Raw genomic sequence first — 24,070 nt, 5'->3', positions numbered from 1 at the left:
CATCAATCTGCCACAGCATGCCCGCTTGAGGTTTACGGGGCCGCGATCGGTGAGCCTTTGGACGACGGCGCAAGCGTGCGGGACGAAGGCGGCCTTCCAGCAGAATGCGGCGGACCGAAGAGACGCTTAAATGGATGTCCTCGTGTTCGGCCAAAAGCTCGGCAAAGTGGGTGGAATTGCTTCCGAAGTAGCGATCCCGGTACAGGGACATCACGCGTTGTTTGAGCGAGTCGGCCAAGGTGTGAACGGGCTTTCGGCCCCGATTCCCATGAGCGATGGCCTTTGCACCTCCGTGACGATATTTGGCCTTGAGCCGATACGCTTGCCGGATGCTGATGCCGAGCGTGCGCGCAACATCCTGTTCCGTGAGACGGCCCTCCATCCACTTCTCGACAACCATAGCACGTTTCAGTTCGCTCTTCGTCAAGGTTATCTGCTCCTTGCTCATACTGACATTTTCTCGGAACAGTTACACCCTGACAATATCACAGAACAACAACAGACGATTTTGTAAATGTTGACAATCGATCTCCCGAGCGGATAAACTGGAAACAAACAGAAGAAAAGGAAAGCGCGAAGGGAAGCACCCTTTCTCAGAATACGGCGGGAAGAGGGGTGTTTTTTTTATGTTTGTGCGAATATGGGGAGCGGAGATCGTCGGCATTGAAGGGACGTTGATCGAGGTGGAGGTGAACCTGTCGCCGGGGCTGCCGATGGTCAGCGTCGTCGGGCTGCCCGATTCCGCCGTCCGCGAGTCCGTCGAGCGCGTGCGGGCCGCCATCCTGAACGCGGGCAAGACCTTCCCGCTGGAGCGGATCACCGTCAATCTTGCGCCAGCGGATGTGCGCAAGGAAGGAACCGCCTTCGATCTGGCGATCGCGGCGGGCATTCTTTGCGCCAGCGGTCAGTGGAACGCGGCGGCGCTCCGCGGCACGCTCCTCATCGGCGAGCTGTCCCTGAACGGGGAAATTCGGCCGGTGCCCGGCGTTCTTCCCATGGTGGAAGCCGCCCGGGCCGCCGGATTGACGAAGGTCGTCGTCCCCCGTTTCAACGCGGCGGAAGCGTCGCTGGTGGAAGGCGTTCAAGTGTTCGCGCTGGATTCCTTGACGGCCTGGGACGAAGGCGGTCCGCAAATTTTCCGATCCGACGGACCAACCGGGTCGGTCTCGCCGGACCCCGATCCGCAGGCGGACACGTTAGACCTGGCCGACGTCAGGGGGCAGCATCACGGCAAGCGCGCCCTGATCGTAGCGGCGGCGGGCATGCACAACATCCTGTTTGTCGGCCCCCCCGGAACGGGCAAGACGATGTTGTGCCGCCGGCTGCCCACCCTGATGCCGCCGCTGGACGACGAAGAAGCGCTCACCGTCACCAAAATTTACAGCGCCAGCGGCAAGCTGAACATGCCCCGCTCGGGGCTCATCCGCGGCAGGCCGTTTCGCGCGCCCCATCACACCATCTCTGCGGCGGGGCTGATCGGCGGAGGATCGGTTCCGAAGCCGGGAGAAGTGACGCTGGCGCACCATGGGGTGCTGTTTCTGGACGAGCTGCCGGAATTTCCGCGCACCGTGCTGGAGACGCTCCGCCAGCCTTTGGAGGACCGCGAGGTCACCATTGGCCGGGCAAGAACGGTATGCCGTTTCCCCGCCCACTTCCTGTTGGCGGCGACGATGAACCCTTGTCCGTTAATGAAAGCTCCTTGGCATTTGTGAAGCCATAATGAACTTCTACTACCACCGGCGGTTTTCTTTTTATTTTATCTTCCGGGTCTGTAGGTACTGCGTTTTTCACAATGATGACCTTCACAAGCGTTTTTACAATTTCCTTTTTAAGTTCAAACGGTATATCGCCTTTAATCTTTTCGCGTAAATCGTTCAGCAGTTTTTGTGCGTGGGTATAGTGTTGGATAAGATTGCTTTCATTTGAAAGCTGTTCTTCGAGTTGCCGCAGTCTTTTCTGCAAAGATGCGCGCTCGTTCATCATGACCTGAAGTTGTTTCTCAACATCGCTGGCTGTAATTATCCGTTTGCGGAAAAGGGTTATAATATCATGTCTCTCTAAATCTTTGCGTTCCAGTTCTTGTTTGATGAGCTTGATTTCTTCTTCAAGAGAATTTCGCCGGGCTTTTTGATCGTTCATCGAACCTGCAAGCTCATTGATCATCTCACCGGGATTCTGAATGAACGATACACATTCATTCCAAACTATTTGTTCAAGCCACTCTGCAGGAACATTTCTGGAAGGGCAGCGCCCCAAAAATGGCCCGCGATGAACCACTTTTCCTCCGCACACATAATACGGCTTTAATTTTCTTTTGGGGCCGGCGTAAGCAGTGCCATGGTAGGTGAGGCCGCATATTCCGCACTTAATCAGACCGCGAAGCAAATATGGATGATGAACCCTACATGCCGCTTCAATTCGATTTTCCCTCAATACCTGTTGTGCTCTTTCCCATTCTTCTTCTGAAACAATTGCAGGCACCGTTCTGTTTATTAGTTCTCGATCCTTCTTTGTCCGTTTCCCGTAGACATGAATCCCCTTATATGTCGTATTGACAAGCATGTTGTAAATCCGAGAAGCAGTCCATATTCCAGCGGTTCTTACTTTTCGCTTGCCTCTTTTTACGGTACGACCGTCTTTTACATAAGCAGGCGGAATACCGAGTGAATTAAAATAATTTGCCACTTTGGTCGCTGACCATTTTTGATTGGCGACCAGCTCATACATTAGTCTGATTACTCCCGCTTCTGTCATTTCTTCTTTTCCAGGCAACGGATCTTCGCAAGGTTCAATATAACCTTCAGAATTGACGAAATACCCATAAGGCACAATTCCGCCAAGCCATTTTCCTTTGCGGGCCGCTCGGTTTGCTCCAAGCCACATGGTTTCCAAAGTTGTTTCCCGGTCCAGCTCCGCGACCCCAGCCAATACTGTCAATATGAATCGCCCGTGCGGATTTCCGGTATCAAACGGTTCGGTCATGCTTCTGATTTTTACGCCGTACTGTTCGAGTTGGTACACGGAATTTAGAATATCCCTTGCGCTCCTGCCCAAACGTTTAATGTTATATATCAACACGACCTTCACTTTGCCGTCACTTGCGTCTTTTACAAGGCGTTGTCCTTCCGGTCTGTTTTCCAAGGGTATTTTTCCGGAGATTCCGTCATCCTTGTAAATGTCAACAATATCAAGCTTGTGAAGATCGCAGTATTTTTTTGCGAAATCGATCTGGTTTTCAATAGTTTCGCGTTCCTGTTGGTCTTCTGAGGAAACGCGGGCATATATGTGGACTGCCGAATCAATCTTGAATTCATTGTCGAGGAACATAATTATCACCAAATCATTTCTTGATGAAAAACGGTCTTGTTCCAATCACGAAGCTTAAAACTATTCTGAAAAAGACTTGAATGTATTCTCCTTTTGATTTGTTGAAGCCTGTCGGCCGCAAGTCGGAAGGTAATACCGAATTTTTCGGTCCAAAGTTCCAAAATCTCACTATCTGAATTTGATTTGGGCCATTCAATTTGTCGAAGCATTGAAATTGGAAGGCCGGCATACATCGTAAACAACTTTGCTTCTGCTTCCTGTTTCTCGCGAAATGATTTTTTCATGCAAATCTGGTTTCCCGCGTGACGTAGCAAATGGCAAAGTTCATGCAAAAAATCCTCCCACTGTTCCCTGGGCCCCAAACGAGAATCTATGACTATGCTCTTTAAACCGTTTCTTTCAATGGCTCTACTTCCCATGTCCAGGTAGTGAACCCAAACATCAAATTTTAATGCAAACACGTCAATCTTTAATTGGTCTGGTCTGTTTACGCCGACCGAAAACAACAAATTGTCGACATATTGTTCAAACGGGGTTAGATAATAGTATTTCAGCATAATTTCACCCTTTCAAATAAAATATAAAAAATATAGAACATTTGTTCTGTTTATAGGATGAAATAAAAGCCCGAAATGGGCTTTTTCTGGTTGATTATTCTTGCTGTTGTCCCGGCTTTCGGTTTTTTTCTTTTTCCAATATGAATCTCAAAAAGTTAATGGTCTCTTCGCGGTGTTTTTTGGATGCTCCCATGAATTCTTTAAAAAAGATATGAGCATCAGCCTCAAACAAATAATCCTTCAGCTCGCTATATTCGTCTGGAAGAACTGTGTAAGTGCCAGACTTATCTCTCACTAGCAATTTCTCATTTGTTCCTGTTTCTGCTGCCGGTTCCCGAATATCTTTTCTTCCGGTTAAATAGTCAAGCGAACACTCGTACAGTTCGGCCAGCTTGCTAAGTGTCTCAAGGTCAGGAACGCGAATTCCTTGTTCATAATTTGAATACGCGCTATTTGTAATTCCAATTTTTTTTGCCACATAAACTTGTGACCATCCGCGACGTTCCCTCTCAGATCGAAGTCTTTGGCTAAGTTTCATGCTGATCGGCTCCAGTCGGTTTTAAATTCATATTACTCACTATTCCACAAAAAGACAATAAAAATACACAAAACGAAAACCAAAAGTTGACAAATAAACGATACGTGTATATACTAGCAACAGATGGTACACATGATGTGGAGTTGGTTCATATGAAGCTTCACGAAAAAGTGGCTGCACTTAGAAAGCTAAAGAACAAAACACAAAAACAAATGGCTGATTTCATCGGTATAGGAGTTACAGCTTACAGCAATAAGGAAACCGGAAAAAGAAAATTCACGATAGAGGAGCTTGAAAAAATCGCTTCGTTTCTTGGGGAAAAGATAACGATTTTTTTTGATGACAAAATACACATAACGTGGAACAACCATGATTCCAACCAATCTACTGCGTAAAGGACGATGCTTGCTGTGGAAAATGAGGTTTTTAACACACCAAGCGGTTTCATATATGAAGCATGTTTTGAACCGGACAGGGAACGAATGTTACACGCTCTACGAGCTGTGCTTCAGTATCCAGTTCCCAAAAACGGTCGAACTGGGCCGGAGGCTTTGGAAGAAGAAGTCGAAAATGTGGTTTGAGCACGGATCAGGCGCACAGAAATTATACAGAATTCTTCCTCTTGATTAAACCGAAAGTACGTTCCTGCAAGGGGGCTCCAATATGGGAGCGGCGTTTGCAATCCAAGTGAAGACGGGTCGAGAAAGTGCGGTCAAAAAACTTGTGGAATGGGCGCTTGAGCGAAACGAGCAGGCTCAGAGATGGGTAAAGGCTGTCCATGCTTTTACGTTGGGTTCGTCAAAGATGCTAAGCAACGGCAAACTCGGAAAGCGCGTGGAGCGTCCGGTCATCCCGGGTTACATATTCGTTGAAATGAACTACAAAGCGGATGACCACAACCGCACGGCTTACCTGTCTGCTGAGATCTGGCACATGATCCGCCGGGTTCCCGGCGTGCTCAAACTGTTTGCGGATGCCGGGCAAATCATTGGCTCGGAAACATTCGAGCAGCTTTTCGAACGCATTGAAATCGAAGATCAAGTGGAAATTATCGTGCCGAATCAAGATGCGGAAATTGCCGCAGCTTGTGCCGCATACAATGACGCCGCTACCCCCAGGGAAAAGAAAGAGGCCGAACAGAAACTGAAGCAGATCGAATCGCTTGAAAGTCGCATCAAACGCCTCGCAGAACGCATGAAGGCATTCGTCAAAAACGGCCGAAAGGTCGTTCGCATACCGATAAAGACATTTCAATATGTCTTAAGCCGCCTAGAACAGCCAATCCCCCGGAGTTCCGACATCTTCTTGCCGCGGTTCTTTAGCGCGCTGTCGGAGGTCATGCTGAATTGACAACGCAAACGGGGAAGATCGTCCAGTTTCTCCATCGTACAGACGACTTTGCCATCGCCATCATGGATACCGGGGAAAAGCGAATCAAGATTCTTGGATCTTTGTATGGTGTGGATAAAGGAGAAGTCGTCACGGTTCGGGGAGAGTGGCGGACGCATCCCAAATACGGAAGGCAGTTTGCGGTGGACAGATGGGAGCGTCCGGTGCCACAGACTAAAGACCAGATCGTTTCATACCTTTCGTCAAGGTATGTCAAAGGCTGCGGGAGGAAGCGGGCGGAACTCATCGTACAGCACTTGGGGGATCGGGCGCTGGAGAGGATCATGAATGAAGGCGCGGCGTGCCTCATCGGTATTAAGGGGATCGGTACGAAGCACGCTGAGCAAATCGCAGAAAGCGTCAGAAGCAGTTTTGAATTACAAAAGGTCATGATGGCACTCCTGCCGTACGGCCTTTCGCCCAATATGGTCGCCAAGTTGCACAAGCGTTACGGCAGTCAATCCGTGGAAGTCGTGCACAGGAATCCGTATAAGCTTACGGAACTGGATCTGGTTGGATTCATTACAGCGGACGAGATCGCGGCGAAAATAGGGATCAACCCATCGTCACCATACCGGATCGACGCGGCGATCCAGTATGTGCTGACGGAAACGTGTTACAACAGCGGACATTGCTATGTGCCGGTTGATGAATTGATACGTAACGTGACGTCGGTCCTGGGCCGAAAAGGTGTTGTTTCTGAGGATATGGTGCGTCATGGGCTGGAGGAACTGGCCGCCCATGATCGAGTCGTATGGGAAGGCGACGCCGTTTATCCGAAGCATTTGTATGTATACGAAACCAAACTGGCCCAGAAGCTGGCTTACATGGCAGGCCGGAGTGGCGAAGCCGTGTCTTCCGCCGTTATCGAAAATGAAATCCGCCGGTACCAGGCGGAACACCGGATGATTTTGGCCGAGGGTCAGCGGGATGCGATCCGGGAAATGTTTCGGCGACAGCTTCTGATCCTGACCGGCGGACCTGGGACCGGGAAAACCACGACCGTACGAGCCATGATCGAGCTGTACCGGCGGCAGCATCCGGGTGCACGCATCGGTTTGGCTGCGCCGACCGGGCGGGCGAGCCGGAGACTGGCCGAAGTAACCGGACTTTCGGCAGAGACCATTCACATGCTGCTCGGGTTCCGGCCGGGGGAAGAGCCGGAATACGGAGAGCATCTGCCGTTGCCGTACGACCTGCTCATCGTTGACGAGTGGTCGATGTCGGACATCCAGCTTGCGTATTACCTTTTCCGTGCGGTGTCCTTGCGTACGAAGGTTATTTTGGTGGGGGATGCCGACCAGCTGCCGTCCGTCGGACCTGGGAACGTCCTGCGTGATCAGATCGACGCCGGCATTCCGCATGTCCGCCTGACGGAGATTTTCCGGCAGGCGCAGGAAAGCCAAATTGTCACAAACGCGCACCGGATCAATCAGGGCAAGCCGATTGTCGTTGATCCCGCCAAGGACGACTTTTACTTCATCGAGCAGGAGGACCCGCAGAAAATCGCGCAGCTGATCGAGCGGAGCTTTCTCCGGTTTCTGGAGAAAGGGTACGGTTTGCAGGACATACTTGTGCTCAGCCCCATGAAGAAAGGGCCGATCGGCACGCACGAACTGAATAAACGCTTGCAGGCCGTCCTCAACCCGCCGTCTGCCGAGAAAAGCGAATGGACGGCAGGCGAAAGAACCTACCGTCAGGGCGATAAGATCATCCAGGTCAAGAACGACTACGAAAAAGGCATCATGAACGGCGACATGGGGACAGTCCTTAAAGTCGGTTTCGCGCGAGATGAAGACGGTGAAGAAACGGACGAACGAATTCTCGTTTGCGATTTTGGCGGCCGGCGGATTGTGTACACGCAGGATGAGCTGAAAAACGTGCAGCTGGCGTACGCGGTCACCGTGCACAAGGCGCAGGGGAGTCAGGCTCCAGCCGTCATCATGCCAGTCTCGACCAGCCATTATGTGATGCTGGCGAGGAACCTGGTCTACACCGGCATTACACGGGCGGAACGAATCTGCGTTATGATTGGCACAAAGAAGGCGCTGGCCATCGCGATCCGGAACAACCGGGTTGCCCAGCGCAATACGCGCCTTAAGGAACGGATTGTGGCACTTATGAAGGCAGGTGATGATGCTTCTAACCGTATCAGACGCCGAAACTGGCGTCATAATTGGGGAGTTCTGCGTGGAAATATCGATTTGTTCACAATTTGACCACATCGGACATAAGTGCTGAAAATTTCTGCGCGGCGTCCGATTTCATTTGCTTGGTCACGTGCAGATAAACTTGGCGCGTGACCTTTCCGTCGCTATGCCCAATCCGGTCCATGATCGCCTCTAGGCTAACGCCAGCTTCGGCAAGCAGGGACACGTGGGTATGGCGGAGCGAGTGCGGCGTAAGGCGATACGGCAAGTTCATCCACTGCGTCAGCCGGTCCATTCGCAGCTCCATCGTCCGGATCTTCGGAGGGTAACCATAGGCTGCATCAATTCTTCCGAAGACGAAATCTCCGTCGTGGTAGGTTTTCCTGTGCAGCATCTTTACTTCATTCTGTTTCGCTTTCCACTCGTCGAGGGCGGCGAACACAATTGGATCGACCTCAATCGTTCGTCGAGACTTTTTAGTTTTCGGTGGAAGGATTTCGTATTGGGTTGAAATGTCATTAGGATTCCAAAGCGTTCCGTTAATCGAGATCGTCCTTTCCTGACGGTTCACGTCCGCCCACTTCAGCGCACAGGCTTCGCCGATCCGCATGCCGGTGTATGCGAGCAGCAGAAAAAACGGATAGTCACCGGGCAGGCCGCGATATTTCGCCAGGCGTAGGAATTCGCGCAACTGCTCTTTCTCCATGTACTTCGGAAGTTCGGTTTCCTCGGAATCCGTTGGTATTTTTACGTGCTCGGTCGGGTCCGTTTTTAAATCGCCGTCCTGCACGGCCATGCGGAAAATTGCGCGAGCCACGCCGTGAATCTCACGGACTGTTTTCCGCTCCATTTTCGAGCACAAATCCAGAACCGTTTCTCGGTACCTTTTTCTGCTGATCGACGGGAGCGGGAGCTTTGCAAAATATCGAAGCAATACCTGAACTTGAAATTCACGAAGACGGACAGAGCTTGGTTTATGACCGCTCATCCGGTACGTCTTCAACCACAACTCCGCATATTCCTCAAACGTGACTCGCGTTTCCCGCACAAACGTCCCGCTTGCCACCTCCGCCTCCACCTTCGCGGCGGCCAGCTCCGCGTCGCGTCTCGTGTCGAATCCACTTTTCGTGTACTGCTTCCTTTTCCCGGTGACAGGGTCCACGCCGATGTCAACCGTGAAAGACCACTTTGCCCCGCACGTGCAGCGTTTCGCGTCCTTCGGGCATTTGCAGCCGCGCCGCCGAATGTACGCCATGGACAACCCTCCTCACTCAAATTTGATCACGTTCATAACCATCTTTCCAATTATACGAGCTTCCACCGGCGGGCAAACGATGGGCGGGTAGTTCGGGTTAGCCGACTGGAGCACCATCGTGCCGTTCTGCCGGTAGACCCGCTTCAAGACAGCCTCATCGCCGATCAGGACGGCGGCGATTTCGCCGTTTTCGACGGTCTCCTGCTTCCGAATCAGAACCAGGTCGCCTTCTTCGATCCTGGCGCCGGTCATACTGTCACCTTTCGCACGGAGGAAAAAGTGCTCACCTGGACCAATCCATTCCTTTGGGATTGGCTCGTAACCCTCGATCTCCTCATACGCAAACACGCCGTTGCCGCAGCTGATCCGACCGATGATGGGGATATTGATCATTTCCCCGAGAACCGGAACCGACCGTTCGTCATAATCATCATCGGCCAGGTAGTCGATCGAAACTCCGAAAAAATCCGCAAGCTTCCGAAGAGTTGATAACTTTATGTTTTCTGTTCCTTTTTCATAGAAATTTACAATCGTGGTGTATGGTATGCCCGACTCCCGAGAAAGCGCCATCCTCGTCAGACCGCGCTCCTTCATCAGAAGATCGAGCTTCTCCGTAAATTTCACTTTCCTTCCTCCCATCTCATTAATTTACCACGCAAGGTAAAATCCTTTCCTATTATATCCCCATTATGTCCATTTGAAAAGAATAATATACCATACAGGAAAATTTTTTGCGCTGATCGGTTGACAAACTACCATGCATGGTATATATTCGAATCACAGCTACCATGTGTGGTAACGGAGGTGATCAAATGTTCCCAAATTTGCGCGCTGAAATGGCACGGAAAGGGTTGGCTGTGAATGAGATCGCTGTTCGGCTCGGGTGCTCGGCTAAGACGCTCCACAGGAAACTTTCGGGGAAAAGCGAGTTCACCCGGGCTGAAATTTTCAAGATCCGGAATGAATTCTTCCCGGATCTCTCCATTGAGTACCTCTTCCAAACTGGCCGAAACCAGAATACCGCCTGAAAGGAGGCGCCTGTGTGAACGATCTCCCCAACATCCTTACCGCGCAGGACATCGCGAAGTTCCTGCGCGTTGGGCCCAAGGTTGTGTATGAGCTGATGAATCTTCCCCCAGCCCACGGTGGAATCCCATCATTCCGCGTCGGCCGGCGCGGAAAGCGCGTGGAAAAGGCGGATTTCCTCCGCTGGCTCGCCGAACGTAAAGAGGTCAGGACGGGATGATCAGCCGCCTTGTCCGCCATCTCATCCACTCCACCGCCGGATGGTCAACGAGCCCGCGCAATCGCCGGGAGCGGAGGGAGCACGCGAAGTTGAATCGGATTCGAGGGAGATGAGTGAGTGCCGCTTGTTCACCTCGATTCAAGGCGTTGCCGATGATTGGGCCATCGGCAAACTTGAATGCAAGTTTAGTAGCTCCGAGTGCTTGTTCTGCCAACTTGTTCATGGCGTTTGCGCCATTGACCAGCGACAGGATTTTAGCGGTTCCTCTCGGAATCGGGACATCCAAATGTGTTATCGCGCTGGCTTTTTATCCGGCGCTTCTGCAAGTTTCCTTGCAGTTCAGCATACGTCATCATCCGCGTGGGATGTCGGGCGCTCGTGGGCGGGTTATTGGTGATCGTCCTCACCGCCTATGCGTTGCACCTTCCGGAGTACACAAAGCGATCTTCCTCCGGCTTGGCTCAAGGTCACCATATCTCCGGGAGACTTAGGTTTCCCTTGAATTCACCCGATTCTCGTTCGCGAATCACTTCGCGACGGGGCAAAAAGCGACACTCACCACAATTTTAAAGCAAAATATGCGTTCCTACCAACATTACTGGAAGGATGTGAAAACCGGATGACCCGAACCCAGCTTCTCGACATCTGTCTTTTCTTCCTCGGCATCGAAGAACGCGCCCTGCTCGAACGCCGCCAGCCCCTCGCCCGCTGGGCCCGCCGCATGTATGAGCGGTATCGCGCCAGGTTGGAACGGGTGAAGGCCGGAGAGCCGGACGTGGCAGCCCGGTCGTACCGGCCGGCGCGGGGGATGGAGCCGCCGGGGGTGGCGCCGTGAACACGATTCTAATGGTGATAGCCGCCATAAATTTCGCCTGTGCAGCAGGTTGGCTCTATCTCCTGATCACCTACGCGCTGAAAAAGCGCGAACTTGACCGTTTCACGATTTACGTCTCGTTATTCCTCACGTTCTTGTTGTTCGTCGGTTACGGGCTCAGATTCATTGGACTGTAGGAGGTGATCCCATGACCAAACACATCCGCCGCATTCAGTTCTACACCCGGAAGGCCGCCGCATACGCGACGGACCGGCGGCCGCGGAATCAACGCAACAAATATCGGTTCGACCGGCTGATGCGCTACAAGGCGGCCATGCACCGCCGGATCGAGGCCGACGGGTACCGGTGGAGGCCGGCGATTGCGCTGGATGGGAGGTGACCAACACCATGCCCGACACCCTGCTCTGGATCACGGAGGCCTGTGACGGTGACCGCTACGATCCATGGCTCCGGGAGAATTGGACGCTTGAGGACGCCATCCACGGATACGCGGTCTTGCAGGTTGCAGTTGAGTCGTACGGGAAAGGACGGTCTTAAATGGACGACGATCGACTGGAGAAATTGGGCAACTACTTCGTCCACTTCCGCATCCGCGAGCGGTACGGCATCACGTTCGAGGAATTCGTCCGCCGCGTGGAGGCGGGGACGTGGGTGGCGTATCTGGCATCTTGAAAGGAGGTGAAAAACGGCATGCAAGTGATCGAATGCGGCCGCTGCGGACGCGCGCTGAAAAACCCGAAGGCTCGGGAGCTCGGATACGGTCTCATCTGCTGGCGGAAGATCCAAGGCGAGACGGCCCGGGACCAGCGTAACGCCGACGACTCGATCGTCATCACCCCGACCATCGCCGACGGCTATGCCGGCGCACGCGGACCGGACGGCACGGTGAAGGTCGTGCGGATCCGGAACGGGGTGCAAGAGCCGCTGCGGCATCTCGTCCATCACAGCCCGGACGGCTTCAATTGGGGCTACGGCGGCAGCGGCCCGGCGGATCTGGCACGCAGCATCATCGGCGACGTTCTCGGCACGACCGATCCGGAACCTGAAATTTACCAGGAGTTTAAACGCGATTTCATTGCCGGACTGTACCAGAACCAATGGGAAATTCCTTTGGTGAACATCGAGCTATGGTTGAAGTTTTTCCGGGTTGAAAGAGAAAAAGCCGCCCTGTGAGGACGGCCAAAAAGAAAACCACCTTATCGGCATTATACCACACTTTGAAGGAGGAGTTATATGCCGATCACTATCACTATTTCCGCCAACAATGCCATGGAGGCAAAGCAGCTGGTGCATGACCTCGCCTATGCGATTTTCCGGCTGCCTGCCGAGGAGATCACGGACACGGAAGTTTCGACAGTGGAGGCGTCTGGCGCTCCGGTAGCATCGGCGGAGCAGCCGGCTGCCCAGGTCGCCCCGGAGCCGGCTCAAACGGCTCCCACGGCGGCGCCGGTGGCCGCTCCGGCCAGCGTGCCGCAGATTTCTGCGCCGCAATCCGCTGCTCCGACTGCCCCCACAGCGGCACCGGCTGCTCAGCCGTCCAACTCGGCGGCTCCAACTGCTCCGGCCTCCGCACCGACGGCCGCGCCGACAACTCCGCCAACCGCACCCACGTCGGTGCCGCAATACGATTTCAACCAGCTGGCGGTCGCAACCATGCAGCTGCAGCAGGCTGGACATAACATCTTCGAAATCTTCCAGCAGTTCGGCATCACGGCGCTGAACCAGCTGCCGAAAGAGCGCTACGGTGAGTACGCGGCCGTGCTGCGGCAGAGGGGCGCGAAGATATGACGGTCGATTCCCACGCGGATCGGGAGCACGCGCTCCTCTCCGCCAGCTCCGCACACCGCTGGCTGCGCTGTACGCCGAGCGCACGGCTGGAAGAGACGCTGCCGGAGCGGCCTTCATCCTACGCCGACTCCGGCCGCCTGGCGCATGAGATGGCGGAGGCAAAGCTCAGGAAACATTTCATCGAGCCAATCGGACCGCAGAAGTTCGCCGGCATTATGCGAAAGTTCCGGCAGAACGAACTCTACACGCCCGAGCTGGAAAAGATCGTCGACACCTTCGTTGACTACTGCAAATCGGTTGAAATGCTGTTCAGCTCGCGGCCATACGTGATGATCGAAACGCGGGTCGACTACTCGCACGTGGCGCCGGGTGGTTTTGGGACCGCCGATTTCATTGCGGTGGGTGACGATCTGCTGGTCGTCGCCGACCTCAAAACCGGTCAGGGTAAGCCAGTGACCGCCCAGGGTAACGAGCAGATGCGCCTCTACGCCTTAGGTGCCCTGAAAGCCGTCGCCGGGATCTTCCCGGTCCGACGCATCCGCATGGCGATCATCCAGCCGCGAGTATACAACGAGCCGCAGGAAGAGGAAATCACGGTCGAAGAGCTGGAAGCCTGGGCAGCAGAGATCGCACCGATCGCTCAGAAGGCCTTTGCCGGCGAGGGCGCATTTGTCGTCGGCCCGCACTGTGAGTTCTGCCGAGCGAAAGAGCGCTGCCGGGCGCGGATCGAACAGTATTTCGCCGCGGCGGAGCTTATGCCGTTCAAACCGCCGATCATTAGCTGGGAAGAGGTGGGAGAGATCCTCCGGAAAGCGGAGGGAATCGTTAGCTGGTACAACGACCTGAAGGAGCTGGCGCTATCTCACATTCTGGACGGCGGTGACGTACCCGGCTGGAAGGCCGTAGAAGGGCGATCCTCCCGGATCTACGCCGACCTGGATAAAGCGTTCGAGGCCCTGAAAGCGGCCGGCATCGACGAAGCGATCCTCTACGAACGCCGGCCGCTCACGCCGGCGCAGCTGGAGAAAGCCCTGGGCAAAGAGCAGTACCGCGAGCTGCTCGAAGTTCCTGGGCACGTCATCAAAGAGCCGGGGAAACCCACCCTGGCGCCGATCGAGGACAAACGTCCCGCCTACACAAAAGCAGCAGCGGTTTTCTCAACCGCTGATGCCCAATAAAAACTTGCAAAGGAGAAGAGACGATGAGTCAAGCAACGAGTGTGGTAACGGGCGAAGTGCGACTGAGCTACGTGAATCTGCTGCAACCGAGAGCCAATCAGCAAGGTGGAGAACCGAGGTACAGCGTGACGATTCTGCTTCCGAAAAGCGATGTGGCGACCTACCAGCGGATTCAGCAGGCCATTCAGGCAGCCTATGAACTGGGTGTCACGACGAAATGGAACGGTGCCAGACCGCCGCTCAAAACACCTATTCACGACGGTGACGGTGTGCGGCCGAACGGTGAGCCATTTGGACCGGAGTGCAAAGGGCATTGGGTTTTCACCGCGTCGAGCAAACAGAAACCGGAGGTTGTTGACGCGCAACTCAATCCGATCCTCGATCCGACGAAGGTGTATTCGGGTGTCTACGGCAGAGTGCATGTGAACTTCTTCCCGTATTCGAACAGCGGCAACCGCGGGATCGGCGCAGGCCTCGGCCCGGTCCAGATCCTGCGCGACGGCGAACCGCTCGGCGGCCGCGTGACGGCGGAAGAGGCATTCGGCAGCGCGCCGGCTCCCAGTCCGGCGCCGGCCGGGTCGGCAGTGTATGGGCAACCTGGCGCATATGTGCCGCCTGCTGCACAGCAGGGCTACGGGCAATACACCAACCCGCAGCCGCCGGCGTATGGCCAGCCTGCCGCCCCGCAGGCGCAGCAACAAATTGACCCGATCACCGGGCAGCCGCTCGGCGGGGGCATCTATGGCATATGAGCCGGTTGAGCGTGGACATCGAAACATACAGCTCTGTCGACCTGTCGAAATCGGGCCTGTACAAATACGTGCAGGCCCCCGATTTCCAGGTGCTCCTGTTCGCTTATAGCCTTGATGGTCAACTGGTGCAAGTGGTGGATCTGGCGCAGGGGGAGCAAATTCCGCCGCACATTGTTCAGGCGCTGTTTGACCCGAGCGTGGAAAAGCGGGCATGGAATGCGGCATTTGAATGGTACGCGCTCGGTCGGCATTTCGGCCTCCCGCGGGATCAGCTCCTGGCGTGGCTGTGGCAGTGGAAGTGCAGCATGGTGCACTCCTACTATTGCGGTTATCCGGGCAGCCTGGCGGCGGCTGGGGAGGCGCTCGGCCTGCCGCAAGACAAGAAAAAGATGTCCGTCGGCGGCGCGCTGATCCGGACGTTCTGCGTCCCGCAGACGCCGACCAAATCCAATGGCTATCGCACGCGCACATTGCCGCACCACGAGCCGGAGAAGTGGCAGCTGTTCAAAGAGTACAACGCAAACGACGTGTACGCCGAAATGGCGATCGCCGAAAAGCTCGACGCCTTCCCGGTACCGGGGCAAGAATGGGTGCTCTGGCTAATTGACATGTGGATCAACGAGCGCGGCGTGCAATGTGACCGCCAGCTCGTTGAATCAGCGATACAAATGCTCGACACGGAAACGGCTGCACTGATCTCTGAAGCAGTACAGCTAACCGGCATCGAAAATCCAAAATCTGTTCAGCAACTTACCCAATGGCTCGAAGAAGAAACGGGCGAGGAAGTGGCCGACCTGCGGAAAGGGACCGTCGCCAAAATGATCAACCGCCTGGAGCCGGGAAAGGCTCGGCGCGTGTTGGAGATTCGGCAAGAGTTGTCAAAGAGCAGCACCAAAAAGTACGCCGCCATGCGTGAAACGGTATGTGACGACGGCCGAATCCGCGGACTGTTCCAGTTCTACGGCGCAAACCGTACCGGCAGATGGGCCGGCCGGCTGGTACAAGTTCAAAATCTGCCGCGGAACAGCCTGCCGGCGATTGAGCTGGCGCGCGGATATGCCGTCCGTGGAGACGCACAGGCGCTGAAATTGCTCTACGGCAGCCTGTCCGACACGCTCTCACAGCTCATCCGCACGGCGCTGATCGCGCGCCCCGGAGCAAAGCTTCATGTCGCAGACTTTTCGTCGATCGAGGCCCGCGTGCTGTCCTGGATCGCCGGCGAACAATGGCGTCTGGAAGTATTCCGGACGCACGGCAAAATCTACGAAGCAACAGCCAGTCAGATGTTCGGCATCCCGCTCGATACCATCACCAAAGAGCTCCGCCAAAAAGGCAAGATCGCGGAACTCGCGCTCGGCTACCAGGGCGGCGTCGGGGCGCTCATTGCAATGGGCGCGCTGGACATGGGGCTGTCCGAGGACGAGCTGCCAGACATCGTTGAACGTTGGCGCAATGCCAACCGCGCCATCGTGCAGTTTTGGCGGTCGATCGGGACGGCGGCGCTTCATGTCGTACAAACCGGCGAGGCGGTGGGGCTCCGAGGACTGGTGATCGCCCGGGAAATGGACTGGAAGACGGGGCAGGACTTCATGACGATTAGACTGCCCAGCGGGCGGAAACTCTTCTATCCGCGCCCGCACATCGTTGAAAACGACCTCGGCCGGCCGGCAGTGCACTACTATGGCACCGAGGGCGGGAAGTGGACAGTCCTGAGCACTTACGGTGGGAAGTTGACGGAGAACGTCGTGCAAGCGATCAGCCGGGATTGCCTCGCCAACGCCATGATGAAGCTGCACATGGCTGGCTTCGAGATCGTCATGCACGTGCACGACGAGATCGTGGCCGAGGTGGAAGGCGATCGACTGGAAGAGATGCTGGCCATCATGCGGGAGCCGATTCCCTGGGCGCCGGGGCTGCCGATGGATGCGGCTGGATTTATCAGCGATTTCTACATGAAGGATTGAGGTGGTTAAGGTGCTGCATCTTCGATCCGGAATGCATGGGACGCCAGTCCCGAAACGAGATGTCGAGCTCAAAGCGAGAAGCAGCGGGCCGGTCATCACATACAAATTGAGCCCCGAGGAGTTGGAACGGTATCGCCAGACCGGTCAGCTCAGCAAGGAGAAAAGACCAATCATTTTGCTTTCAAAATCGAAACGTGAAAAGGAGGATACCGAATTGGCGGAACTGACCAGGGAGCAATATTTACGGTTACGGCTTGAAGGTAAAAGCCGTTCCGAAATTCAAAAGAGATATTTTCCCACTAACACGACGAAATTTTACCGGAACCTGAAAGAGTGGGGCGTCCGGGAAAAGGAAGATGAGGATAAGGCGCTGGAGCAGTTGCGGGGCGAGCAACAGCCTGCTCCTGATTCGCGTGAAGAAGCAGATCAGTGCACATTTACCCAGGAGCTGCAACAGGACATGCAAAAGGACGCGATCGTTGAACGCCTCAACCAGCTGCTCGCTGAGAAAACGGTCCGGATCAGGGAGCTGGAGGAGGCTGTCACCCAGCTCCAGGCGGAACGGGACGCCCTGCTGCAGACGGTTGAGAAGGCCGTAGACACCGATCCGGGCCAAATCTCCGAAATCAAGCTCATCGACGTGATCAATTTCGCCACGGAAGGCCTAACCGGCGTTGCTGCCTACTGTACCGGAGCCGTGATTCAGCACCTGTGTGCGTGGAAAAGTGTCGAGGATCTGAAAAAGGCCCGCTGGCACCTAGACCAGCTCATTGAGGAAGCGGCAAAATGATCACCGTCCTTAAATGGGGCGCCATGTACGGAATGCTCGAGGAAGGAGAGAAGATCCGGCCGGAAGCCGTACAGCTCGGGGAGCAGCTGATTGTCCCTGGGGACAAAATCTCAAAAATCGGTCGCAAAGCCCGCAGCACTTTTGAGATGCAGGACGGCTTCTGGCTGGAATACGTCGGTCGGGTGGACCGCACGCTCCTGTTCGTCTCCAGGCCGACCGGAGCAAACGGAGACCCCTGGTATTACGCTTTCCATTATGTCGATCCGGAAACGCTGATCATCGGATCTGAGCATGGATGCAGAGACATTGTGCCGGATGAAATCCAATTTGCAGTTTTGAGGTGACCTCACATGTTCAAAGAAATCATCCTTAACAAACATATCAAAAAATTTGTTGGTTTGGGAGGCCTGACCCCTGTTCTGGCCGGCATCTTCTACGCCGCCGACGGCTGCGTCTACGCGACGAACCGGCATTATGCAATCCGGGTGAGAGACGCCCACAAGCTCAGCTCACCGGTCATCCTGCACGCCAAAACCGGCGCGCCGATCGAAGGCCAATATCCGGACGTGGAAAAAGTTTTTAACGACGTCCAGTATGCCGGTGAGTTCAGCTACACAGAGCCAAAAGAATTCAATCAGGCCCTCTTTGCCGCGGAATGCGCCCTCGCCGTCGCTCTCAAAATCGACAAAAGAGTCCCGCTCATCCGGCTTGCATACCTGGATGGACGCATTCATCTGTTCGCGAAGGACGAAGAAAACACGGTGAGCTTCAGAGGCTTCTTCGGGACCTACGACAAAGAGGACTTCCCGCTCATCATCCTGAACGCCAATTATCTCGCTAACGCGATGACCGTGTTTTCGGAGATCCCGTTCGAGGGGGTCAAAGTCCGATTCAGCAGCCCACATAACCCTATCCTGATCACGGATGAAGCCAACGTTGACGTGATCATTTTGCCCGTTCGCAGCTCAACGAACAGCTAAGGGGTGCAGCCATGTCTCTCGTCTATAACCGAGAGCTCACCATCTCCGTCGGCGGCCACCGAAAGTCGACGAGCTGGCAAGCACAAAAAATCTACTGGTCCGAGCTCATCGAACGCCTGCGCGTGGCCGTGCGGGGAACGGAGACGCTCGCCGAATACCTGAAACTGCCGAAGTCCCGCCAGGACGATCTCAAAGACGTTGGCGGCTTCGTCGGTGGTGAACTCTCCGGTCCCCGCCGAAAAAACAATGCCATCGTCGGCCGGGATCTCATCACGCTCGACCTGGACAACATCCCGCCGTTCATGACCGATGATGTGCTGCGCCGGATCGACAGCCTTGGCTGCGCCTACGTCGTCTACAGCACCCGCAAGCACTCCCCGGACCGGCCCCGGCTGCGTATCCTCGTCCCGACGGACCGCACCATGACGCCGGACGAGTATGAGCCGATCGCCCGCAAACTCGCGGAAATGATCGGCATCAGCATGTGCGATCCGACGACATTTGAGCTGGTCAGACTCATGTACTGGCCAAGCTGCTGCTCAGACGGCGAGTACGTCTACTGCTACGGAGACAAACCGTTTCTGTCCGCTGACGGCATGCTGGCGCTCTATGCGGACTGGCGCGACTGGACGAGCTGGCCGCAGATCCCAGGCGATGATAAAAAGCACGTCCGCTTGGCCGCGAAGCAAGGCGATCCGCTCACAAAGCCGGGCGTCGTCGGGGCGTTCTGCCGCCTGTACGACATCCACGCCGCGATCGAAAAGTTTCTGCCAGGCGTCTACGAGCCAGCGGACGACGCCGCCCCGCCCGGCCGCTACACGTACACGGCCGGCAGCACGACCGGCGGCGCCGTGGTGTATGACGACGGGAAATTCCTCTATTCCCACCACGCCACAGACCCGTGCAGTGGACGCCTCGTCAATGCCTTTGATCTAGTGCGCCTGCACAAGTTCGGCGACCTGGACGACGATGCGCTGCCGGACACGCCGACGAATCGCTTGCCGTCATACACCGCCATGGTGGCTTTTGCGCTGAAAGACGCCGGCGTGGCAGCGATCATGCAGCAGGAGCGGTACGAGCGCGCTGTCGAGGTGTTCCAGGGCGCCGAAGTGCAGCCAGTCGGCGACCCTGAGCAGGACGACTGGATCAAGCTGCTCGAGCTCACACCGACCGGCATGGCGGCGAAAACCATCGACAACATCGTGATCATCCTGGAACACGACCCGCTGCTCAAGGGCAAAATCGCCTACGACGAATTCGCCGTCCGCGGGATGGTGCTCGGACCCCTTCCCTGGGACCCGCGTCCGGAACGCCGGCAGTGGACCGACACTGACGACGCCGGCCTGCGCTATTACCTCGAACGCGCCTATCAGATCACCGGCAAAGAGAAAATCCTCGACGCCGTTGCGATCGTCGCCCACCGGCACAGGTACAACGAGGTGCAAGAGTATCTCACATCGCTTACCTGGGACGGCGTGCCGCGGCTCGATACGCTGCTCATCGATTACCTCGGCGCCGACGATAACGTCTACACCCGGGCGGTCGCCCGCAAAGCCATCGTCGCTGCCGTCGCCAGGGCGATGCAGCCAGGCTGCAAGTACGACTACATGCCGATCCTGGCCGGACCGCAGGGCATCGGAAAGTCGACGTTCCTCCGGGTCCTCGGGCGCAAATGGTACAGCGACAGCCTGACCACGTTCGAGGGCAAGGAGGCCAGCGAGCTCATCCAGGGCATCTGGATCATCGAGGTGGCTGAGCTGCAGGGCTTCAATAAATCCGAAACCAACGCCATCAAGCAGTTTCTCAGTCGCACAGAGGACATTTACCGGGAGCCTTACGGCCGGCGGACAACGGCCTTCCCTAGACGCTGCGTGTTCTGGGGCACGACGAACGACAGCGAGTTCCTCCGGGACGCGACCGGCAACAGGCGTTTTTGGCCGGTCGATGTTGGGCTGAATCCGCCGAAGAAATCAGTTTTCGAGGATCTGGAACGCGAGGTCGACCAGATCTATGCGGAAGCCTATGTCTACTGGCAGCGTGGTGAATCGCTGTACCTGACAGGCGAAGCGGCCGAGATCGCCGTGCGCCAACAAGAGGAGCACCTGATTGGTAGCGCAAAGGAAGGCCTGATCCGCGAATTCGTGGAACGGCCGGTACCAGTGGGATGGGAAAAACGCGATATTCCATCGAGGCGCCTGTATTGGTCGGCCGAGTTCGGCCGGGGTGAAAGCGAGACGGTGCCTCGGGATCGGATCTGTGCGGCCGAGGTGTGGGTCGAGTGCTTCGGCGGAGATCTGAAGAACCTGAAACGGACGGATGTACTGGAGATCAACAGCATTTTGGCAAGGATGCCCGGGTGGAGCAGCAAACCGGTGCCCATCCGGTGCGGACCTTATGGGGTGCAAAAAGGGTTTTACCGGGAGGTGTTATAGGTCGATGAAGCTGTTTCTTCAGCCTGTAACTTTGTAACTTTGACTTGTAACTTTGAATTGGAAAGTTACACCAATTGTAACCTTGTAACCTTGAAAGTTACGGTCAAAGTTACAGCCAGAAACCGCATAACAACAGGCATTTTAAGGATTTTGTAACTTTGTAACTTTGTTTCTATTATAAAAGGTTCAAATAGGCAGAATAGAGGGAATTGGGCGCGTATATATACCCTCTAATCTCTCTAACGCGCCTGTATAGAGGGTTTAATATATACGCGCGTTACAAGGTTACAAAGTAACAGCGGGAGGTTTGAACCGTGAGGGAACGGAGCGTCGAAATCTACCTCCGGGAGCAGGTACGCCAGGCTGGCGGGATCGCCTATAAGTGGGTGAGCCCGGGCAACAACGGCGTACCGGACCGGATTGTAATCATGCCCGGCGGGCGGGTGGTGTTCGTCGAGCTGAAAGCGACCGGTCGGAAGCCGACGCAACTGCAACAATATCAACACGAGCGCTTGCGCGCGCTGGGCTGTGACGTGCGGGTGATCGACAGTCGCGAAGGCGTAGACACGCTGATCCGGGAGCTGACGGGAGGTTGATGTGATTGCCCAAAGTTGAAGTCACTTGTCTATGGTGTGGGAAAAAGATTTACAGGTATCCCAGCCAGGTTAAGGAGCGGAATTTTTGCAGCAAGCAATGCAAAGATACTCACGTCACAAAGCGACTTAATCCGGAAGGCTACAAGCGCAATTTCAACGCATGGCATCTGCCCGAGCTGAATCGGAAATTGAACCCAACACGCATGACGCCTGAAGTCAGGCAGAAATTACGCGAAGCCAGACTGGGCACCGGTGAAGGGAAGTCATACGAGAAAACATATGGCCGACACACACATCGAATTGTCGCCGAGCAGATGCTGGGAAGACCGTTGAAGCCTGGCGAAGTGGTGCACCACATTAACGGTAACAAGCGGGACAATCGACCTGAAAATTTGCGAGTGTTCGCATCTCAGAAGGAACATGCCGCATGGCATGCTGCCGAGTACAGATTTTTCTTTGGTAAGAGGGGGTGATGCCGTGGAAAAGTTCATACCGCATCCGTACCAGAGGTACTGCATTCATCGGGTTGTGACGGAGCCGTATCTCGGATTGATGCTGGATATGGGCTTGGGTTAGGAAAAACCGTGATTTCCCTAACCGGCATCAACGACCTCATGTACAACCGTTTCACAGTGCGGAAGACGCTGGTGGTGGCACCGAAAAAGGTTGCTGAAGCTACGTGGACAGACGAGGCGGCGAGATGGGAGCACCTTCAACTGCTTCGCGTTCAAACAGTCTTGGGAACGGAAAGGCAGCGTTTAAGAGCTTTGGCGACACCAGCAGATATTTACGTCATCAACCGGGACAACGTCCAGTGGCTCGTTGACCATTACCGGCAGGCTTGGCCGTTCGACATGGTGGTTCTGGACGAGCTGTCCAGTTTCAAGAATCCGCAATCGATCCGGTTCAAGGCGATGAAGCGCGTCCGACCGAAGATCCAGCGGGTGCTGGGGCTGACTGGGACGCCGGCGCCGAATGGGCTGTTGGATCTTTGGGCGCAAGTTTACCTGTTGGATCAGGGACAGCGGCTTTATTCGCGGTTTGAACAGTTTCGGACTCGCTTCTTCGACCGCATCCCGATGGGCGATTTCAGCAAATACGAGTCTAAGATCGGCGCTGAGGAGGCAATCAAGGCCGCAATCGAGGACATTTGCATCAGCATGAAGGCGGAGGACTATCTGGAGCTGCCGGAGCTGGTTCAGAACAGGATTCCGGTTGAGCTGGACGCGAAGGCCCGGCAGGCGTACCGGCAGTTCGAGCGGCAGCAGGTGCTGGAGCTGGATGGCGAGACGATTACCGCCGCCCAGGCGGCCGCGGTGACAAACAAGTTGCTGCAGTTTTGCGCCGGTGCCGTGTATGACGAGAACCGGAACGTGCATGAGATCCACGACGCGAAGATCGAGGCGTTTCTGGAGCTGGTTGAAAGCATGCAGGGCAAGCCGCTTCTGGTGTTTTACGGCTACCAGCACGACCGGGACCGGATCTTGCGGGCGATGAGGCAGAAAATGCGGGGGCTGGAAGTTCGAGAGCTGAAGGGCCCGCAGGACTATGCGGATTGGAACGCCCGGAAAATCCACGTTGCCCTGGCGCACCCAGCGTCGACGGCTTACGGGCTCAACCTTCAGCGAGGCGGAAACCATATCTGCTGGTTCACGTTGCCCTGGTCGCTGGAGCTGTACGAGCAGGCACAGAAGCGGCTGCATCGGCAAGGGCAGGAGGAGAAGGTCATCGAGCATTTTCTCATGGTGCGGGACAGCATGGACGAAGAGGTGGCGAAGCGTCTGGAGAGCAAGGCGCGGACGCAGCAGGCGTTGATCGATGCACTGAAAGTGCGCATGGAAAGGGTGAGGACAGCTTGAGCCGCGAGGAAAAGCGGGCCTTCTACCAGCGGGTCCGCAAACTCGGCTACCGCGATTTCTGGCAGGCCATGGACGAGCTGCACACCCGGGCGTACCAGATGGCCGCAAAGCATTACCAGGAAGCGATGGATATCGTGCTGACGCCGAAACAAAAGGCCGCCGTGGTGGCGAAGGCGGAGGAGATCCGGGAGCTGTGGGATGGAGTTTCTGAGGTGAGCGTTGATACCACGGATGTTGACGGGCATCTGGTGGATGAGTCGGCTGTTTACGGAGTTGATTGCCGGAACGGGAGGTGCGAGTTTTGAAGCGATGCAGATGTGGCCGACTGCTTTGTGATCTGTGCGAACGGCGCCGGGCGAAATTCGTCATGAAAAACCGGCATAACGGCAACAAGCTGAACGTCTGTGAAACGTGTTACCGGCAGATTTGGGGAA

The 24,070-nt window shown here is 55.5% G+C and carries 28 protein-coding genes and 1 pseudogene; 23 read left to right on the top strand and 6 right to left on the bottom strand.

The features are described 5' to 3' along the window. Positions 1-427 (bottom strand): annotated as a pseudogene (locus tag BAA01_11835) (integrase). Positions 428-626: 199 nt separating this feature from the next. On the opposite strand from BAA01_11835, the gene BAA01_11830 reads away from it, so the two are divergent. Next, positions 627-1,712, top strand: coding sequence for a hypothetical protein (locus tag BAA01_11830; protein OUM86686.1), 1,086 nt, complete (start codon positions 627-629; stop codon positions 1,710-1,712). Here BAA01_11830 and BAA01_11825 read toward each other — a convergent pair. The 3 genes from BAA01_11825 to BAA01_11815 all read right to left on the bottom strand — a co-directional run bounded on the left by BAA01_11825 (position 1,609) and on the right by BAA01_11815 (position 4,362). Beyond that, complete coding sequence (locus tag BAA01_11825) at positions 1,609-3,327, bottom strand: DNA recombinase (protein ID OUM86693.1); 1,719 nt, start codon at positions 3,325-3,327, stop codon at positions 1,609-1,611. The genes BAA01_11830 and BAA01_11825 overlap by 104 nt on opposite strands. A gap of 5 nt (positions 3,328-3,332) precedes the next feature. Beyond that, complete coding sequence (locus tag BAA01_11820) at positions 3,333-3,884, bottom strand: hypothetical protein (GenBank protein OUM86685.1); 552 nt, start codon at positions 3,882-3,884, stop codon at positions 3,333-3,335. A gap of 94 nt (positions 3,885-3,978) precedes the next feature. After that, the gene (locus BAA01_11815) at positions 3,979-4,362 is read right to left on the bottom strand and encodes a hypothetical protein (GenBank protein ID OUM86684.1); all 384 of its coding nucleotides are present in this window, start codon (positions 4,360-4,362) and stop codon (positions 3,979-3,981) included. Positions 4,363-4,574: 212 nt separating this feature from the next. Here BAA01_11815 and BAA01_11810 point away from each other — a divergent pair, with 212 nt between their 5' ends. From BAA01_11810 to BAA01_11795, 4 genes are read left to right on the top strand one after another with little or no spacing between them, the layout of a single operon-like run. Further along, on the top strand, positions 4,575-4,817 hold the full coding sequence (locus BAA01_11810; protein ID OUM86683.1) for a hypothetical protein: 243 nt from the start codon (positions 4,575-4,577) through the stop codon (positions 4,815-4,817). Positions 4,818-4,872: 55 nt separating this feature from the next. Continuing rightward, positions 4,873-5,052 carry a hypothetical protein gene (locus BAA01_11805; GenBank protein OUM86682.1) on the top strand — a complete coding sequence of 60 codons (180 nt, stop codon included), beginning with the start codon at positions 4,873-4,875 and terminating at the stop codon, positions 5,050-5,052. A 33-nt stretch (positions 5,053-5,085) separates the two neighbouring features. Further along, positions 5,086-5,772 (top strand): hypothetical protein, encoded by a 687-nt coding sequence (locus tag BAA01_11800; GenBank protein OUM86681.1) that lies wholly within the window; start codon positions 5,086-5,088, stop codon positions 5,770-5,772. Further along, positions 5,769-8,030, top strand: a complete 2,262-nt coding sequence (locus BAA01_11795; GenBank protein ID OUM86680.1) for a hypothetical protein — start codon at positions 5,769-5,771, stop codon at positions 8,028-8,030. The genes BAA01_11800 and BAA01_11795 overlap by 4 nt, the downstream gene beginning before the upstream one ends. On the opposite strand, the gene BAA01_11790 is transcribed toward BAA01_11795, so the two are convergent. Both BAA01_11790 and BAA01_11785 read right to left on the bottom strand, forming a co-directional pair. Further along, the gene (locus BAA01_11790) at positions 8,020-9,216 is read right to left on the bottom strand and encodes a hypothetical protein (GenBank protein OUM86679.1); all 1,197 of its coding nucleotides are present in this window, start codon (positions 9,214-9,216) and stop codon (positions 8,020-8,022) included. The two genes, BAA01_11795 and BAA01_11790, sit on opposite strands and share 11 nt — an antisense overlap. 12 nt (positions 9,217-9,228) lie before the next feature. Continuing rightward, positions 9,229-9,855: a hypothetical protein gene (locus BAA01_11785; GenBank protein ID OUM86678.1), complete on the bottom strand. Its 627-nt coding sequence runs from the start codon at positions 9,853-9,855 to the stop codon at positions 9,229-9,231. Positions 9,856-10,028: 173 nt separating this feature from the next. Here BAA01_11785 and BAA01_11780 point away from each other — a divergent pair, with 173 nt between their 5' ends. The 18 genes from BAA01_11780 (at position 10,029) to BAA01_11695 (ending at position 23,941) form a co-directional block, all read left to right on the top strand. After that, entirely contained in the window at positions 10,029-10,244 is a 216-nt protein-coding gene (locus BAA01_11780; GenBank protein ID OUM86677.1) for a hypothetical protein, read from the top strand. Then, the gene (locus tag BAA01_11775) at positions 10,241-10,462 is read left to right on the top strand and encodes a hypothetical protein (protein OUM86676.1); all 222 of its coding nucleotides are present in this window, start codon (positions 10,241-10,243) and stop codon (positions 10,460-10,462) included. The genes BAA01_11780 and BAA01_11775 overlap by 4 nt, the downstream gene beginning before the upstream one ends. Positions 10,463-11,081: 619 nt before the next feature. Continuing rightward, complete coding sequence (locus BAA01_11770) at positions 11,082-11,297, top strand: hypothetical protein (protein OUM86675.1); 216 nt, start codon at positions 11,082-11,084, stop codon at positions 11,295-11,297. Beyond that, positions 11,294-11,473, top strand: a complete 180-nt coding sequence (locus BAA01_11765) for a hypothetical protein (protein ID OUM86674.1) — start codon at positions 11,294-11,296, stop codon at positions 11,471-11,473. Before BAA01_11770 ends, BAA01_11765 begins: the two co-directional genes overlap by 4 nt. An 11-nt stretch (positions 11,474-11,484) precedes the next feature. Then, entirely contained in the window at positions 11,485-11,676 is a 192-nt protein-coding gene (locus tag BAA01_11760; GenBank protein ID OUM86673.1) for a hypothetical protein, read from the top strand. 311 nt (positions 11,677-11,987) lie between these two features. After that, complete coding sequence (locus tag BAA01_11755; GenBank protein ID OUM86672.1) at positions 11,988-12,470, top strand: hypothetical protein; 483 nt, start codon at positions 11,988-11,990, stop codon at positions 12,468-12,470. A 60-nt stretch (positions 12,471-12,530) separates the two neighbouring features. Next, positions 12,531-13,085 carry a hypothetical protein gene (locus BAA01_11750; GenBank protein ID OUM86671.1) on the top strand — a complete coding sequence of 185 codons (555 nt, stop codon included), beginning with the start codon at positions 12,531-12,533 and terminating at the stop codon, positions 13,083-13,085. Further along, on the top strand, positions 13,082-14,263 hold the full coding sequence (locus BAA01_11745) for a hypothetical protein (GenBank protein OUM86670.1): 1,182 nt from the start codon (positions 13,082-13,084) through the stop codon (positions 14,261-14,263). Before BAA01_11750 ends, BAA01_11745 begins: the two co-directional genes overlap by 4 nt. A gap of 23 nt (positions 14,264-14,286) precedes the next feature. After that, positions 14,287-15,015 carry a hypothetical protein gene (locus tag BAA01_11740; GenBank protein OUM86669.1) on the top strand — a complete coding sequence of 243 codons (729 nt, stop codon included), beginning with the start codon at positions 14,287-14,289 and terminating at the stop codon, positions 15,013-15,015. Continuing rightward, on the top strand, positions 15,012-16,979 hold the full coding sequence (locus BAA01_11735; protein ID OUM86668.1) for an XRE family transcriptional regulator: 1,968 nt from the start codon (positions 15,012-15,014) through the stop codon (positions 16,977-16,979). Before BAA01_11740 ends, BAA01_11735 begins: the two co-directional genes overlap by 4 nt. Positions 16,980-16,989: 10 nt before the next feature. Beyond that, positions 16,990-17,769 (top strand): hypothetical protein, encoded by a 780-nt coding sequence (locus tag BAA01_11730; protein OUM86667.1) that lies wholly within the window; start codon positions 16,990-16,992, stop codon positions 17,767-17,769. Continuing rightward, positions 17,766-18,113, top strand: a complete 348-nt coding sequence (locus BAA01_11725; GenBank protein OUM86666.1) for a hypothetical protein — start codon at positions 17,766-17,768, stop codon at positions 18,111-18,113. The genes BAA01_11730 and BAA01_11725 overlap by 4 nt, the downstream gene beginning before the upstream one ends. 6 nt (positions 18,114-18,119) lie before the next feature. Next, positions 18,120-18,749, top strand: a complete 630-nt coding sequence (locus BAA01_11720; protein OUM86665.1) for a hypothetical protein — start codon at positions 18,120-18,122, stop codon at positions 18,747-18,749. Between the two features lie 11 nt (positions 18,750-18,760). Beyond that, a complete protein-coding gene (locus tag BAA01_11715; protein OUM86664.1) occupies positions 18,761-21,181 on the top strand; it encodes a virulence-associated protein E in 2,421 nt (806 codons plus the stop codon). 314 nt (positions 21,182-21,495) lie between these two features. After that, positions 21,496-21,777, top strand: a complete 282-nt coding sequence (locus BAA01_11710) for a nuclease (protein ID OUM86663.1) — start codon at positions 21,496-21,498, stop codon at positions 21,775-21,777. Positions 21,778-21,782: 5 nt separating this feature from the next. After that, positions 21,783-22,250: an HNH endonuclease gene (locus tag BAA01_11705; protein OUM86662.1), complete on the top strand. Its 468-nt coding sequence runs from the start codon at positions 21,783-21,785 to the stop codon at positions 22,248-22,250. Positions 22,251-22,391: 141 nt separating this feature from the next. Beyond that, positions 22,392-23,636 carry a DEAD/DEAH box helicase gene (locus BAA01_11700; GenBank protein ID OUM86692.1) on the top strand — a complete coding sequence of 415 codons (1,245 nt, stop codon included), beginning with the start codon at positions 22,392-22,394 and terminating at the stop codon, positions 23,634-23,636. Next, positions 23,633-23,941, top strand: coding sequence for a hypothetical protein (locus tag BAA01_11695; protein OUM86661.1), 309 nt, complete (start codon positions 23,633-23,635; stop codon positions 23,939-23,941). Before BAA01_11700 ends, BAA01_11695 begins: the two co-directional genes overlap by 4 nt. The last annotated feature ends 129 nt before the right edge of the window (positions 23,942-24,070 follow it).

This window comes from Bacillus thermozeamaize, from assembly GCA_002159075.1.
GTDB classification, from domain to species: domain Bacteria; phylum Bacillota; class Bacilli; order ZCTH02-B2; family ZCTH02-B2; genus Bacillus_BB; species Bacillus_BB thermozeamaize.
The sequence above is the reverse complement of the archived record's forward strand: the minus strand, read 5'-3'. Positions and strand labels throughout refer to the sequence as shown.